The sequence below is a fragment of the Ensifer sp. SSB1 genome (assembly GCF_016652895.1).
Taxonomy (GTDB): Bacteria; Pseudomonadota; Alphaproteobacteria; order Rhizobiales; family Rhizobiaceae; genus Ensifer.
Genome location: NZ_JAEPRP010000003.1, coordinates 18,205 through 32,492, shown reverse-complemented (window position 1 = coordinate 32,492; position 14,288 = coordinate 18,205). Strand labels below are relative to the sequence as shown.

The 14,288-nt window shown below is 62.6% G+C and carries 14 protein-coding genes; 4 read left to right on the top strand and 10 right to left on the bottom strand.

Annotated features, from left to right (window positions below):
* Positions 1 to 2: 2 nt before the first annotated feature.
* From I8N66_RS01085 to I8N66_RS01070, 4 genes are all read right to left on the bottom strand, one after another.
* Entirely contained in the window at positions 3 to 3,047 is a 3,045-nt protein-coding gene (locus I8N66_RS01085; protein WP_291148648.1) for a helicase-related protein, read from the bottom strand.
* Between the two features lie 664 nt (positions 3,048 to 3,711).
* The gene (locus tag I8N66_RS01080; RefSeq protein ID WP_113535381.1) at positions 3,712 to 4,437 is read right to left on the bottom strand and encodes a beta-ketoacyl-ACP reductase; all 726 of its coding nucleotides are present in this window, start codon (positions 4,435 to 4,437) and stop codon (positions 3,712 to 3,714) included.
* Positions 4,438 to 4,454: 17 nt separating this feature from the next.
* Positions 4,455 to 4,814 (bottom strand): hypothetical protein, encoded by a 360-nt coding sequence (locus tag I8N66_RS01075; RefSeq protein ID WP_162768589.1) that lies wholly within the window; start codon positions 4,812 to 4,814, stop codon positions 4,455 to 4,457.
* Positions 4,815 to 4,827: 13 nt separating this feature from the next.
* Positions 4,828 to 6,009 carry an acetyl-CoA C-acetyltransferase gene (locus I8N66_RS01070; protein WP_113535383.1) on the bottom strand — a complete coding sequence of 394 codons (1,182 nt, stop codon included), beginning with the start codon at positions 6,007 to 6,009 and terminating at the stop codon, positions 4,828 to 4,830.
* A 224-nt stretch (positions 6,010 to 6,233) separates the two neighbouring features.
* Between I8N66_RS01070 and phaR the strand changes: the two genes are divergently transcribed.
* Positions 6,234 to 6,812: a polyhydroxyalkanoate synthesis repressor PhaR gene (gene phaR / locus I8N66_RS01065; protein ID WP_113535384.1), complete on the top strand. Its 579-nt coding sequence runs from the start codon at positions 6,234 to 6,236 to the stop codon at positions 6,810 to 6,812.
* A 95-nt stretch (positions 6,813 to 6,907) separates the two neighbouring features.
* Here phaR and I8N66_RS01060 read toward each other — a convergent pair whose 3' ends face one another.
* From I8N66_RS01060 to mtgA, 5 genes are all read right to left on the bottom strand, one after another.
* Positions 6,908 to 7,309, bottom strand: coding sequence for a hypothetical protein (locus I8N66_RS01060; RefSeq protein WP_113535385.1), 402 nt, complete (start codon positions 7,307 to 7,309; stop codon positions 6,908 to 6,910).
* 247 nt (positions 7,310 to 7,556) lie between these two features.
* Complete coding sequence (rpmF, locus tag I8N66_RS01055; RefSeq protein WP_003543812.1) at positions 7,557 to 7,742, bottom strand: 50S ribosomal protein L32; 186 nt, start codon at positions 7,740 to 7,742, stop codon at positions 7,557 to 7,559.
* Positions 7,743 to 7,899: 157 nt separating this feature from the next.
* Positions 7,900 to 8,547: a glutathione S-transferase family protein gene (locus tag I8N66_RS01050; RefSeq protein WP_291148640.1), complete on the bottom strand. Its 648-nt coding sequence runs from the start codon at positions 8,545 to 8,547 to the stop codon at positions 7,900 to 7,902.
* 13 nt (positions 8,548 to 8,560) lie between these two features.
* Positions 8,561 to 9,277: a DUF1868 domain-containing protein gene (locus I8N66_RS01045; RefSeq protein ID WP_291148637.1), complete on the bottom strand. Its 717-nt coding sequence runs from the start codon at positions 9,275 to 9,277 to the stop codon at positions 8,561 to 8,563.
* Between the two features lie 103 nt (positions 9,278 to 9,380).
* Positions 9,381 to 10,127, bottom strand: a complete 747-nt coding sequence (gene mtgA / locus I8N66_RS01040; RefSeq protein WP_291148791.1) for a monofunctional biosynthetic peptidoglycan transglycosylase — start codon at positions 10,125 to 10,127, stop codon at positions 9,381 to 9,383.
* A 172-nt stretch (positions 10,128 to 10,299) separates the two neighbouring features.
* Between mtgA and I8N66_RS01035 the strand changes: the two genes are divergently transcribed.
* From I8N66_RS01035 to I8N66_RS01025, 3 genes are all read left to right on the top strand, one after another.
* Complete coding sequence (locus tag I8N66_RS01035) at positions 10,300 to 11,214, top strand: polyprenyl synthetase family protein (RefSeq protein ID WP_291148634.1); 915 nt, start codon at positions 10,300 to 10,302, stop codon at positions 11,212 to 11,214.
* Positions 11,215 to 11,218: 4 nt separating this feature from the next.
* The gene (gene hisC / locus I8N66_RS01030; RefSeq protein WP_291148631.1) at positions 11,219 to 12,274 is read left to right on the top strand and encodes a histidinol-phosphate transaminase; all 1,056 of its coding nucleotides are present in this window, start codon (positions 11,219 to 11,221) and stop codon (positions 12,272 to 12,274) included.
* 83 nt (positions 12,275 to 12,357) lie between these two features.
* A complete protein-coding gene (locus I8N66_RS01025; protein WP_291148628.1) occupies positions 12,358 to 12,999 on the top strand; it encodes a LysE family translocator in 642 nt (213 codons plus the stop codon).
* A gap of 33 nt (positions 13,000 to 13,032) precedes the next feature.
* On the opposite strand, the gene ispG is transcribed toward I8N66_RS01025, so the two are convergent.
* Positions 13,033 to 14,286: a flavodoxin-dependent (E)-4-hydroxy-3-methylbut-2-enyl-diphosphate synthase gene (gene ispG, locus I8N66_RS01020; RefSeq protein ID WP_113535437.1), complete on the bottom strand. Its 1,254-nt coding sequence runs from the start codon at positions 14,284 to 14,286 to the stop codon at positions 13,033 to 13,035.
* Between the last annotated feature and the right edge of the window lie 2 nt (positions 14,287 to 14,288).

Sequence of the window (14,288 nt, the reverse complement as noted above, 5' to 3'; positions counted from 1 at the left end):
CCTTACTTCTTCATCTGCTCCTTGAGCGCAGCGAGCTTGGCGAAGGGCGAATCCGGATCCACCGGCTTCTCGCGACGCGGCGGACGCGCCTCGAACTTGCCCTGGCCCGGCTTGCCACCGCGGTCGTGGCGATCATGACGGTCGCCGCGGTCCTGGCGTGGTCCGCCTTCCGACTTGCCGCCTTCATGACGCTTGCCGCGCGCCGGCTGGCCGCTCTTGCGCCCGCCTTCACGTCCTTCGCCCTGACCCTGGCCTTGACCGTGCCCGTGGCGCTGACCGCCGCGACGCTGGTCGCCCTGGTGGCGGCCGCCGCCCTGGCGCTGGTTGTCCTGGCGGGTGCCCGGACGCCAGAGCAGAACCGGCTTGGCTTCAACCGGTTCCCCGGTCTCGGTGAGTTGACCTTCGGCAGGATGCGCCTCGCTCGTAGCGACTTCGCCTTCAGCCGTTTCAGCCTCGGCGGCAGGTGCCTCTACGGCAGCAGCCTCGACTTCAACCGCGCTGTCACCAGCGTCAGCATCATCGACGACGGCGACCGGCTCGGAAGCGGCAGCCGTTGCAGCCGGTGCACCGTCATGGCTGGCGAGGAAGGCCGCAGCCTCCTCGGCCTTGACGCTGTCGGCGCGATAGCCGAGGCCCTTCAGAATCTCTTCCATATCGTCGGGCGTCGCGCCGAGGATTGAGAGCATCGACGTGGTCGCAGTGAAGCGGCGGCCGTCATAGGCACCTTCCGGACGCGGCTGCGCGCCGGGCTTCCACTGCAGCAACGGCCGGATGAGATCGGCCAGGCGCTCAAGGATGTCGATGCGGACGGCGCGCTTTCCGAGGAAACGGAAACCGGCGAGCTTGTAGAAGGTCCGCTCGAAGGACGGATCGGTGACGACGGACGTGCGACCCGCGGCGAGCATCGGGATGAGGTCGCCGTAGCCCGGCTTGTCGAGGCCGTCGTTCTTCAGTGCCCAGAGCAGCGTGATGAGCTCGGCCGGAGCCGGCTTGAGGAGCGCCGGAAGGAAGATGTGGTAGGCGCCGAAGCGAACGCCGTACTTGCGGATCGAAGCGCGACCGTCCTGGTCCAGCGACTTGACGTCATCGGCGACATCGCGGCGGAAGAGCACGCCGAGGTTTTCGACGAGCTGGAACGCGAGGCCCTTGGCCAGGCCCTCGAGATCCTCTGCACGCGAAATATCGTCGAGCGGCTTCAGCACCGTACCGATGTGATGGTTCACGAAACGCTCGATGCGCGCCAGGACGTGCTCGCGGGCATTCGCCTGGAGCTGATCGTCGGCAAGCAGGATGACGCGCGGGCGCATGACGTGGTCGCTCGCCGCGAGACGGGCGACGGGGTCGCCGAGCCAGCGCACCAGGCCGTCCGACGAAAGCGCCAGGTCGTTGTTGCCCGAGGCGTGCAGACGCGCAGCCCGCGCCTCGAACTCGAGTGCCAGCGCCTTCTGGGCAGCCCCCTGCACGGCCTTGGCATCCGGGCCGTCTCCGCCGGTCGCCAGCGTAAACCGGAAACCGGTTAGTTGTCCTACGTGGTGTCCTTCGACGAAGACATCACCATTCACACTGATTTCAGCTTCCAGCATAGCATTCTCTCTCAGGCGCTTCATGAGCACAGATGTCCTGCGATCAACAAAGCGTTTCGTCAACCGTTCATGTAGTGCGTCGGATAATCGATCTTCAATTTCCCGCGTCTTTTCTTGCCAGTGTGTCGGATCGGCCAGCCATCCCGGTCGGTTCGACACATAGGTCCAGGTTCTGATCTGCGCGATTCGCGCCGAAAGTGTGTCGATCTCGCCGTCGGTATGATCGGCGCGCCGGACCTGTTCGGCCATGAAATCTTCGTTCACCGCCCCCCGGCGAACGAGATCTGCGTAGATCGTCGAGATCAGATCGGCGTGCTGGGCGGGCGTGATGCGCCGATAGTCCGGCAGCGCGCAGGCTTCCCATAGTTTTTCCACGCGCTCGGCATTGGTCGTGATATCGACGACCTCCGGGTAGCGGGTCAAATGTTCGAACGCCTGCTGGTCTACCGCAGGTAGCGCCCGGGCAAGGCCGGGAACCGTCGGCGCTGCTTCGAGGCTCTTCTTCAGGGCGGGAAGCGAAGAGTAGTCGAACGCCTTCGAGCGCCACTGCAGCACCTTCACCGGATCGAACTCGTGCGCCTCGATGCGATGGACCAGCTCGTTGTCGAAAGGATCGACGCGACCCGTCACCCCGAACGTGCCATCACGCAAGTGCCGACCGGCACGGCCGGCGATCTGCGCAAGCTCGGCCGGATTCAAATTGCGGAACTGGTATCCGTCGAATTTGCGGTCCTGTGCGAAGGCGACATGATCGACGTCGAGGTTGAGCCCCATGCCGATCGCGTCGGTCGCGACCAGGTATTCGACATCGCCTTCCTGATAGAGCGCCACCTGGGCATTGCGCGTGCGTGGCGAAAGCGCGCCGAGAACCACCGCGGCACCGCCGCGCTGACGGCGGATCAGCTCGGCGATCGCATAGACCTCGTCGGCCGAGAAGGCGACGATCGCCGAGCGATGCGGCAGGCGGGTGATTTTCTTCGAGCCGGCATAGAGAAGCTGCGACATGCGCGGCCGCTCGACGACAGTGATGCCGGGCAGCAGCTGCTCGAGGATCGGCCGCATCGTTCCGGCGCCCAGGAGCAGCGTCTCGCCGCGTCCTCGCAGATGCAGGATCCGATCGGTGAAGATGTGGCCGCGCTCGAGGTCGCCAGCAAGCTGCACCTCGTCGATTGCGACGAAGGACGCCGTGGTCTCGCGCGGCATCGCTTCGACGGTGCAGACCGAAAAGCGGGCGCGATGTGGCGTGATCTTTTCCTCGCCCGTGATCAGCGCGACATTGTGGTGGCCGACCCTCTCGACAAGGCGCGTATAGACCTCGCGCGCCAAGAGGCGCAGCGGCAGGCCTATGACGCCGCTCTCATGCGCGATCATGCGCTCGATCGCGTAGTGCGTCTTGCCGGTATTGGTTGGCCCGAGCACCGCGGTTACGCCGCGGCCGCTCAGGATCATGGGGTGAACGGACACGTCATCGATCCCGGGCATTCAGAAATTACGGCAGCGCCTTTTCACGCTGGCGGCAAACACATGCCCACGCACCGAGCCAAACGCAAGGGGCGCCGACAACTAAAACCATCGTTCTATGCTCTCAGCCCATTGCACCACCTGTTGTGGTTGGCGCAATCGAGAATCGGAACAGCCATGGAACGAATCGGCGACGAATCGAAGACTCATCGCGATTCACTGTATGTTCACGACTACATATAGATTTCAACACCCAACGTTGCACCACATGCTGAATCTGGTGCTGATTCCACGCCATGAGGCTCACGACTCGCCTCAATCCGGGCTGCGCCATTGCCAGACAGGTCCAAGGATTCCGAATCCAAGACTCTGGAAAGCCTGGAAAATTTTTCACGAAATTCGTCGGAGATTCACCGGATGAGGAGAATGAGAATCGCGCTCCGCTTCCTCGACCAGTGCGAGCGTATCTGACGGCGACTCGTGATCCGCGCATTATTCCGCTTTTGTTCTCCACAAGATATAGTGCTTGCGCCGTGCGCCCACAACACGATCGAGGGCGCAACTTCGCGATTCAAGCCCTCGGGAGAACGGCGCCTGCTTCCTCCACTCCTCATAAGAGCGGCGCCCCGAAGGGCGCCGCTTGAAAAACGCTTGAGAGACCGGAAGGTCAGACGACAAACTGTCCGCCATTCGCCGAAATCGTCGAGCCGGTGATGAAGCCGGCATCGTCGGAGGCCAGGAACACCACGCAGCGGGCGATTTCTTCCGGTTCGCCGAGGCGACCGACGGGGATCTGCGGAATGATCCGCTCGTTCAGCACCTTCTCCGGCACCGCCCGCACCATTTCCGTGCCGATATAGCCCGGGCAGATGGCGTTGACGGTGATGCCCTTGGCGGCCCCTTCCTGGGCGAGCGACTTCGTGAAGCCGAGATCGCCAGCCTTGGCGGCCGAATAGTTGGCCTGGCCCATCTGGCCCTTCTGGCCGTTGATCGACGAGATGTTGATGACGCGGCCGAAACCGCGGTCGCGCATGGCGGACCAGAGCGGGTGCGTCATGTTGAAGAGACCGGTAAGGTTGGTGCCGATCACCTCGCCCCATTGCTCGGGCGTCATCTTGTGGAACATCGCGTCGCGGGTGATGCCCGCATTGTTGACCAGCACCTCGACCGGGCCGAGATCGGCCTCGACCTTGGCGATCCCCTCGGCGCAGGCCTGATAACTGGAAACGTCCCACTTGTAGACCGGGATGCCGGTTTCTTGCTTGAAGGCCTGGGCCTTCTCGTCATTGCCGGCATAGTTGGCAGCCACCTTGTAGCCGGCATTCTTGAGTGCGATGGAAATTGCAGCGCCAATGCCGCGCGACCCACCCGTGACCAATGCTACCCTGCTCATGCACGCCTCCCACTTGATCAGTTCAGTTTCTCAAAGGCCTTCTTCATCAGCTTTTCGCCGATCTGTTGCCCGTAGAGCCCGGCGGCCGCCTGAAACTGCGGCGTCGCGAGCATAGGCATTCCCACCTCGCACTTGGTGAGCGCGAGTTCCATCATCAGTGTACTGAGTTGTTCCAGCGACGCCTTCAGCGCACCACTGTCATCGTTCAAGGCGGCAACCATCACGTCCTTGAACACGCCCTCCTCGTCAGAAGTCGTATGTTCCAGCATGCACTGAACCAACCGCGCCTCGTCGAGAGGCGCGGGATTGGCATGTGCAGAAACGATCGGCGAACCGGCCAGCAAGAGGGAAAACGGAACCCACCTGGCGCTGTTCATGCCGCCAAACCGACTAGAGCCGTTCGACGCACATGGCGACGCCCATACCGCCGCCGATGCAGAGCGTTGCAAGCCCCTTGGAAACGCCACGGCGCTTCATTTCGAAGAGCAGCGTGTTGAGCACGCGGGCGCCGGACGCACCGATCGGATGGCCGATGGCGATCGCGCCGCCGTTGACGTTGACGATCGACGGATCCCAGCCGAGGTCCTTGTTGACCGCGCAGGCCTGGGCGGCGAAGGCCTCGTTGGCCTCGACCAGCTCGACATCGCCGATCGCCCAGCCGGCTTTAGCCAGCGCCTTGCGCGAAGCCGGGATCGGGCCGGTGCCCATGACCTGCGGATCGACGCCGGCCGTTGCCCAGGAAACGATGCGGGCAAGCGGCTGGATGCCGCGCTTGGAAGCCTGCGCTTCGGTCATCAGAAGCGTGGCAGCGGCGCCGTCATTGAGGCCGGAGGCGTTGCCCGCGGTGACCGTGCCTTCCTTGTCGAACGCCGGACGAAGTTTCGTCATCTGGTCGAGCGTTGCACCGTGGCGGATGTATTCGTCCTGGTCGACGGTGACGTCGCCCTTGCGGCCCTTGACGATGAACGGAATGATCTCGTCGGCAAAGCGCCCGGCCTTCTGGGCGGCTTCTGCCTTGTTCTGTGAAGCGAGCGCAAAGGTGTCCTGCTCTTCACGGCTGAGCTGCCACTGGCGGGCGACGTTCTCGGCGGTGATACCCATGTGATAGCCGTAGAAGGCGTCGGTCAGGCCGTCCTTGATCATCGTGTCGATCATCTTGAAGTCGCCCATCTTCACGCCGCCGCGAAGATGCGAGCAATGCGGCGCCATCGACATCGACTCCATGCCGCCTGCGACGATGATATCCGCATCACCGGTTGCAATCTGCTGCATGCCGAGCGCGACGGCACGAAGGCCGGAACCGCAGAGCTGGTTCATGCCCCAGGCGGTCTTTTCCTGTGGGACACCCGCCTTCATCGCTGCCTGGCGCGCCGGGTTCTGGCCCTCGCCGGCCTGCAGAACCTGGCCGAGGATCACTTCGTCGACTTCGCCCGCTTCGACACCTGCGCGCTCGAGCACGCCCTTGATGACGGCGGCGCCAAGCTCATGTGCCGGGGTGTTGCCGAACGCTCCGTTGAAGGATCCGACCGCGGTGCGGCCGGCGCTGGCGATCACGATGGAGGGATTGCTCATGGGACGTTTCCTCAGATCTTTCTTGCCTAATGAAAGCAGACTGGCAAAGCGCGCGACGCAAGTCAAACGCCTTGATGCAGTGCCACAAAACCGTCACTCAAGACGCAGCCGCAAGATTTCGCACTTGCGTCGTCGCAACGCACAAAGACATTGTCAGCGGAGCTCTTTTGCGGATACTCTGAAAAACGCAATAAAGACGGGATGATGGGTGAGAGGAGACCCTGATGGCGAAGCACGAAGGCCAGATCGTTATAAAAAAATATGCGAACCGGCGGCTCTACAACACCGGGACCAGCACCTATGTCACGCTCGACGACCTGGCTGTCATGGTGAAGAAGGGCGAAGATTTCATCGTCCAGGACGCGAAGTCCGGAGAGGACATCACCCATTCCGTGCTGACGCAGATCATCTTCGAGCAGGAATCCAAGACCGGCAATACGCTTTTGCCGATCTCGTTCCTGCGCCAGTTGATCTCGTTCTACGGCGACCAGATGCAGATGGTGGTACCGAGCTATCTCGAGCACTCGATGCAGGCTTTCACCGAACAGCAGTCGCAGATGCGCGAGCAGATCAACAAGGCCTTTGGCGACACGCCGCTCGGCAAGAACCTGCAGGCTCCGCTGCAACTTGTCGAAGAGCAGGTCCGCCGCAATACCGAGATGTTTCATCAGGCGATGCAGATGTTCTCGCCCTTCATCACCGCCCCGCCGGTGAAGGAAACCAAGAAGGCCGAGGCCAAGGATATCGACGAGCTCAAGGAGCAGCTTCGCGCGCTCCAGACCAAGCTCGACAATCTCGGCTAGCACGCCCTTTTCGCAAAGGCGGGTGAACCACCCGCCTCATTCCCTTGCGCTCGTACGTCTTCTGGACTGGGTTATACCCAGGATAAGGCCGGTTCCTAAAGGCCGATCGACACGTCGCGGCCGGCCGAACGCATCGAGACGGCAAAACCGGCGATGACATCGATGAAGCTGATCGTCATCAGGATGAAGAAGAGCTGGGTGGCCGCCGGCGCCAGCAACAGGAATTCGATCAAAAAGACTATGAACAGGATCATCGACAACAGGTGATCCATCAGCGCACGCGTGCTCGTGCGGGTCGCCTTCAGCAATTCGACGAAGAGCAACAGCAGTGCAACGACGATCAGGAGGTCGCCGAAGCGCATCGTCCAGGTCGCGCCCGACAGCATGGACAGCGACAGCATCTCGGCATTCAGTCCGGCAATACCGCCGAACATTCCGATCATCGCGAGATTGTAGATAACGAAAGGCAGGATCAGCAGCGGCACGGCAGCGAGCATCGGGCACGAACTCCTTTGCCGCGTCTTGCGGCGTCTTCAGGCCTAGAGCGCTGTGCGGTCGTATGAACGCACCAGGGACGCTCTAGCACTTAGGGTGTAGAGCATCTCTCCGCTTCCAGTGACTTCACTTTGCAGCGTGATGCTCCAGCGCCTGCGCATAGCACAGGGTCCAAGCGAGAAAATGTCAGACGCAAAACAAAAGGGCCGGCAGAGCCAGCCCTTTGAACCATTCCACGAACGGAAACGCTTATGCGCTTTCCTTCGGGGTCAGAACCTGACGGCCACGGTACATGCCGGTCTTCAGGTCGATGTGGTGCGGACGGCGCAATTCGCCCGAGTTCTTGTCTTCGACGTAGGTCGGAGCCTTGAGGGCGTCAGCGGAACGGCGCATGCCACGCTTGGACGGGCTCGTTTTTCTTTTAGGTACAGCCATTTCATTCTCCACTTATCGGGCAAACACTGTTCAGCAGCCGAAATGGCCGTGTTAAACAGATGTCAATCACGGAAATTTGGCGCGCTTATACATGGCCAACTCCCGTTTGACCAGTCCCCAGCCGCAATTTTTCGACTCAAGATCTGGCGGAACCGATTCAGACCTCGTCTTCGGGAACGACCCACGGCTCGGCGCGGGCCGCCTCTTCCCACTTTCGGTAGGCGGGATGCGCCTTCATCCGTTGCATGTATCCGAGCGATTCCTGATCCGCAACGAGATCATAGACGTCGAAACGGCTAACCACAGGAGCGTACATCGCGTCTGCTGCACCGAAGGCGCCGAAGAGGAACGGGCCGCCGGATCGGGCAAGCGCTTGCTTCCAGATTTGCTCGATGCGGGCGACATCGGCGCGAACGTCGGCATCCACCTCAAGAGCCTGCTTCTCCCGGCGGACATTCATCGGGCAGGCACCGCGTAACGCCCGGAAACCGGAGAGCATCTCCATGGAATAGCTGCGCGCCCGGGCGCGGGCCTCGCGATCCGCGGGCCAGAGCCCGGCATTGGGAAAGAGCTCGGCGACGTATTCGATGATCGCCAGCGACTCCCAGACAAGCAATTCTCCATGCCGTAGCAACGGCACACGTCCCGTCGGCGACACCGCGCGGATATCGGGATTGCCCGCAGCAAAGTCGAAGGGAATGACCACGTCCTCGAAATCGATGCCCGCGGCGGTCATCGCCATCCAGGGCCGCATCGACCAGGACGAATAGTTCTTGTTGCCGACGTAAAGGGTAAGTCCGGTCATTTCTGTTCCTTGGCTAAGGTCTGTCCGAGAAAACGATCAGTTCCTCGAAATGGTTCATGTCCTCGAAGGAGCAGAAAGCCGGCGGATCGAGCTCGATCACCGGCACCCGGTCCCTGAGATAGGCAAGTTGTTCGCTCAACATCTCCTGCCAGCGCGGCAGTGCCGTGTCATCGAGCCAGTCGATGACATAGGCGAAGGTGATATGAAACGCGTAGTCGTCATGATCCGGATGCCGATAGCCGAAGACTGCGGCGAAAGCATCGCGCCAAGCCTTGAGGCAAGCGCGATCGGCAGCGCTGTCTCCCTCGAGCGCGAGACCGGTCGGCGTCACATCCGTCACCCGCGCCCGGAAGGGCTGCTGCGGCGCAAAATTCTTGAGCCGTGCGCAGTAGTGCTCCGTCATCGCATCGATCGACGTGTCGAAGGGCATGTCAACGGGCCAATAGGGCAGCCTGCGGCGATATTCGATGATGCCCTGGAAGATCGTCATGTGCAGGCTCGACGGATGGGTGAAGGCGAATTGCTCTGCCTCGGGCATCGCCAGCAGACGATCGCGCACTGCGAGCACGGCAACCTCTGACGCCGATCCGGCCGTGACGTGGGAGACGACCGTGTTGCCCGGTTCGCGCAAGAAACAGCCGTCAGAGCCGTAGCGGGTTCCGAGATGTTTCGGTGGAGCATCATTGGCGCTGCGGCCGAAGGCGAAAAGCGAGGGAGAGATCGAAATCATGGGAGAGACGGGGCCTTTCAAACGGAGAGAGGCCCAGATGGCAGAACTCTACTACGCGAGCATGACATCGCCCGGCGAGCCCATCCAATGAAAAGGTCTGATCCTAATCATAAAGGCAGGTGATGTAGCCGCCGGAGCGGCTGGCACGGCGCTCGATCAGGTTCGCCAGGCGCTTGAGCCCGCGGCCCGGCTTGCCGGCGTTGCGCTCCTTCGGGTTGGGCAGCGAAACCGCGAGCAGTGCGGCCTGCCGGCGCGAAAGCTTCGACGCGGAAACTCCGAAATGGTGGCGAGCCGCAGCTTCGATACCGTAGATCCCGTCACCCCATTCGGCGATGTTCAGGTAGATCTCCATCATCCGCCGCTTGCTCCAGACGAAATCGGCGGCGACAGCCAGCGGCAATTCCATGCCTTTGCGCAGGAAGGAGCGACCGTTCCAGAGGTAGAGGTTCTTGACCGTCTGCATCGGAATGGTGCTGGCGCCGCGGGTCGATTCTCCTTCGAGCGCATCTTGGACCACGCCGCGCATCTGGCCCCAGTCGACGCCGTCATGGGCGCAGAACTGGCCGTCCTCCGACATCATCACCGATTGCACCAGCACCGGGGCGATGTTGTCGAATTCGACCCATTGACGATCGTAGCCGCGAAGCAGGACGAGATCGCGCAGCATCAGCGTCGAAACCGGGTGGATGAACTCGACAAGGTAGAGAATGATCAGCACATAGGGCAAGGCGACAAAGCCAAGGACGGCCAGGATGATCTGGCGGCGTCTCGTGCGTAACGTGCGGCGAAGCGAAGACCAGCGACTGGACGGCACTTCGCCCTCCTCGCGCGCTTCCGGAACGACGTTCACGGCCTGACTGTTCACCTCGCTGTCCATCCGCTTCTCTTAGTGCATGCGCCGGCAGAGTTGAACGGGCTTTATGGCAAAAGGCAAGGCGCCCACACAACTGTCCCAGGGAAAGCGCGCGGCTGCGACACGAATCCCCGTTGAAAGCCCTCTTCGCCCGTGCCAAAGAGCGCGCATGAGCCAGGAAACATCGCCTTTCATCCTCCGTCTCGCCGGCAATGCCCGCGCTGTCGAAGCTCTGCTCGAGCGCCTGCTCGGCCCGACGACGGAGGCGGACGAGATCACGCGACCGGCCAACCTGCTCGCCGCCATGCGCCACGGGGTGCTGAACGGCGGAAAGCGGCTTCGCCCCTTCCTGGTGATCGAATGCGCCGATCTCCTGGGTGGCAATGCCGATGTGTCCGTGCGCGTCGGTGCAGCACTCGAATGTGTGCACTGCTATTCCCTCGTCCATGACGACCTGCCGGCGATGGACGACGACGACATGCGCCGCGGTCAGCCGACCGTGCACAAGGCCTACGACGAGGCGACGGCGATCCTTGCCGGCGACAGCCTGCTGACTTTCGCCTTCGACATCATCGCAGCACCCGAGACATCGCTTTCGGATGCGCAGAAGGTGGAACTGGTTCTGGCGCTCGGACGCGCCGCCGGACACGGCGGCATGGCTGGCGGACAGGCGCTCGACCTGGCCGCGGAAAAGTCGCCGCCTGACGAGGCCGGCATCGTCACGCTGCAGGCAATGAAGACGGGCGCCCTCATCCGCTTTGCCTGCGAGGCCGGCGCCATCGTCGCCGGAGCGTCGAAAAACGACCGCGCCCAGCTCCGTGCCTTCGGCGAAAAGATCGGCCTTGCTTTCCAGCTTGCCGACGACCTGCTCGACCTTACCGCCGATGCAGAGACTATGGGCAAGGCAACCGGCAAGGATGCTGCCCGTGGCAAGGGCACGCTGGTTGCGCTGCACGGCCAGGCCTGGGCGGAAGACCGGCTGGAGCAACTGGTCACAGAGGCCGAAGCCCTGCTTGAGCCCTATGGCGAGCGCTCGGCCATTCTCGTCGAAACCGCCCGCTTCATCGCCAACCGCAGGAGCTAGCTCCATGAGCAAGTACTGGTCGCCGATCGTCTCCAAGCTGAAGCCCTATGTGCCTGGCGAACAGCCGCGCATCGCCAATCTGGTGAAGCTCAACACCAATGAATGCCCCTATGGCCCCTCTGGGAAGGTGCTCGACGCGATCGGCGCTGCAGCGAGCAGCGACCTCCGCCTTTATCCCGACCCGCTGGCGCTGAAGCTGCGCCAGGCGATTGCCACGCGCTATGGCGTGACGGCGGACGAAGTCTTTGTCGGCAACGGCTCGGACGAGGTATTGGCGCACATTTTCGCCGGCCTGCTCAAGCATGACGCGCCGCTGCTCTACCCGGATATTTCCTACAGCTTCTATTCGACCTATGCGCGGCTCTTCGAGATCGACACGGTCGAGATGCCGCTCAGCGAGCGCTTCGCGATCGATATTGCCGGCTATGACCGGCCCTGCGGCGCGATCATCCTGCCGAACCCCAATGCGCCGACCGGCATCGCCCTGCCGCTCGCCGAGATCGAGCGGCTCGTCGCGGCGCACCCGGATCAGCCCGTCGTCATCGACGAAGCTTATGTCGACTTCGGTGGAGAGTCCGCTGCAACGCTGGTTTCGAAATACGAGAACCTGTTGGTCGTTCAGACCTTCTCCAAGTCGCGCGCGCTTGCGGGCCTGCGCGTCGGCTTCGCCATCGGTCAGCGCCCGCTGATCGAGGCGTTGGAGCGGGTGAAGGACAGCTTCAATTCCTATCCGCTCGGCCGTCCGGCCCAAGCCGGCGCCATCGCCGCGATCGAGGATGAAACCTGGTTCGAGGAGACCCGCGCCAAGATCATCGCGTCGCGTGAGCGCCTCACGGCCGATCTGACGACGCGCGGCTTCGAGGTTCTGCCTTCGTCGGCAAACTTCGTTTTCGCCTGCCATCCGAACCATAACGGTGAAACGCTGATGAAGGCGCTGCGCGAGCGTGCCGTGCTGGTGCGCCATTTCGCCAAGCCGCGCATTTCCGATTTCCTGCGCATCACCATCGGCACCGATCAGGAATGCGCCCGTCTGATCGAGGCGCTCGACGAGATCGTCTGACATCTTGTCTCGGTGACATTTCGCTGTTTCAAACCGGTGATGAACTGATCTAGCCTCCGGCAACCGAGCCGGAGTTCTTTCGCATGTTCGACCCGACGCCCTATCTGCCACAGCTTCTCGTCGCCTGGACCGCCTATCTGATCGCGACCGCCTCGCCGGGTCCGGCGATCCTCGCGATCATCACCACCTCGGTCAGCCAGGGACGGAAAGCGGGCCTGGCGCTTGCCCTCGGCGTACTCACCGGAAGCTACACCTGGGCGATGCTGACCGCCTCAGGTCTCTCGGCGCTGATCCGCGCCTATGGCAATGCGATCATCGTGCTCAAGATCGCCGGTGCCTGCTATCTCTTCTGGCTCGCCTACAACGCGCTGCGCGCCGCCATGCGCAGCGACAGAAGCGCGATCGTGCCGACGGCAAAGGTTCAGACCTCGCTGAAGCGGCTCTACCTCAAGGGGCTCGGCATCCACCTGACCAACCCCAAGGCGATTTTCTCCTGGATCATGCTGGTTTCGCTCGGCATGCCCGAAGGTGCGACCGTCGGCGTCACGGCCACCTTTATCGGCGGCTGTATGGTTCTGGGCTTGATGACCTTCTGCGGCTTTGCGATCGTCTTCTCGCTGTCACCGGTCCACCGCGCCTATCTCAGGTCCAAGCGGGCGATCGAGAGCCTGATGGCCGGCTTCTTCGCCTTTGCGGGGCTGAAGCTGCTGACGTCGCGGCTTTAGGTCTGAGGCCGTCCAGTCTCGGACTGCACCCGTTTACTCAGCAGCGGCCTGGCCACGGCCGTAGCGCTTCTCGATATAGTCGGACACGAGCGTCTCGAAGTCACCGGCGATGTTGGGACCACGAAGCGTCATCGCCTTCTCACCATCGATGAAGACGGGGGCGGCCGGCATTTCGCCGGTGCCCGGCAGCGAGATGCCGATATCGGCATGTTTGCTTTCGCCGGGGCCATTGACGATGCAGCCCATGACCGCGACCTTCAGACCCTCGACACCCGGATACTTCTCGCGCCAGACCGGCATGTTGCGGCGGATGTCGTCCTGGATCTTCTGGGCGAGTTCCTGGAATACCGTGGACGTGGTGCGGCCGCAGCCGGGACAAGCCGCAACGACGGGAATGAACTGGCGGAAGCCCATGACCTGCAGCAGTTCCTGCGCCACCTGCACCTCGCGGGTGCGGTCGCCGCCGGGCTCCGGCGTCAGCGAAATGCGGATCGTATCGCCGATGCCCTGCTGCATGAGGATGCCGAGCGAGGCCGACGAGGCGACGATGCCCTTGGTGCCCATGCCGGCTTCGGTAAGCCCGAGATGCAGCGCATGGTCTGAACGGGCCGACAGCATGGCGTAGACGGCGATCAGGTCCTGAACGCCCGAGACCTTGGCCGAGAGGATGATGCGGTTGCGCGGCAAGCCGATCTCTTCGGCAAGTTCAGCCGACAGCAACGCCGATTGCACGATCGTTTCGCGCGTCACTTCTTGGGCGGTCAGCGGAAAGCCGTTAGCCTTGTTCTCGTCCATCAGCCGCGTCAGCAGCTCCTGGTCGAGCGAACCCCAATTGACGCCGATGCGCACCGGCTTGTCGTAGCGGATCGCCATCTCGACGATCTCGGCGAACTGCTTGTCCTTCTTGTCCTTGAAGCCGACATTGCCCGGATTGATGCGGTATTTCGCCAGCGCCTCGGCGCAGGCCGGATGGTCGGAAAGCAGCTTGTGGCCGATATAGTGGAAATCGCCGACGAGCGGGACATCCAGGCCGAGGCGCTCGAGCCGCTCGCGGATCTTCGGCACGGCGGCAGCGCTTTCGTCACGGTCGACGGTGATGCGCACCAGTTCCGAGCCGGCCTTGTGGAGCGCGGCCACCTGGGCCACGGTCGCATCGATATCGGCCGTGTCGGTGTTGGTCATCGACTGGACCACGACCGGCGCCCCGCCCCCGACGATGACACCACCGACGTCGACGGCAACGGAGGCGCGGCGGGGCTGCGGGTCGTAATCGAAGGCGGAAGACATGA

Excerpts from the sequence above, each read along its gene's own strand:
- I8N66_RS01080 (WP_113535381.1), bottom strand. The coding sequence starts at position 4,437 with ATGAGCAGGGTAGCATTGGTCACGGGTGGGTCGCGCGGCATTGGCGCT.
- I8N66_RS01075 (WP_162768589.1), bottom strand. The coding sequence starts at position 4,814 with ATGAACAGCGCCAGGTGGGTTCCGTTTTCCCTCTTGCTGGCCGGTTCG.
- I8N66_RS01070 (WP_113535383.1), bottom strand. The coding sequence starts at position 6,009 with ATGAGCAATCCCTCCATCGTGATCGCCAGCGCCGGCCGCACCGCGGTC.
- phaR (WP_113535384.1), top strand. The coding sequence starts at position 6,234 with ATGGCGAAGCACGAAGGCCAGATCGTTATAAAAAAATATGCGAACCGG.
- I8N66_RS01060 (WP_113535385.1), bottom strand. The coding sequence starts at position 7,309 with ATGCTCGCTGCCGTGCCGCTGCTGATCCTGCCTTTCGTTATCTACAAT.
- rpmF (WP_003543812.1), bottom strand. The coding sequence starts at position 7,742 with ATGGCTGTACCTAAAAGAAAAACGAGCCCGTCCAAGCGTGGCATGCGC.
- I8N66_RS01050 (WP_291148640.1), bottom strand. The coding sequence starts at position 8,547 with ATGACCGGACTTACCCTTTACGTCGGCAACAAGAACTATTCGTCCTGG.
- I8N66_RS01045 (WP_291148637.1), bottom strand. The coding sequence starts at position 9,277 with ATGATTTCGATCTCTCCCTCGCTTTTCGCCTTCGGCCGCAGCGCCAAT.
- I8N66_RS01035 (WP_291148634.1), top strand. The coding sequence starts at position 10,300 with ATGAGCCAGGAAACATCGCCTTTCATCCTCCGTCTCGCCGGCAATGCC.
- hisC (WP_291148631.1), top strand. The coding sequence starts at position 11,219 with ATGAGCAAGTACTGGTCGCCGATCGTCTCCAAGCTGAAGCCCTATGTG.
- I8N66_RS01025 (WP_291148628.1), top strand. The coding sequence starts at position 12,358 with ATGTTCGACCCGACGCCCTATCTGCCACAGCTTCTCGTCGCCTGGACC.
- ispG (WP_113535437.1), bottom strand. The coding sequence starts at position 14,286 with ATGTCTTCCGCCTTCGATTACGACCCGCAGCCCCGCCGCGCCTCCGTT.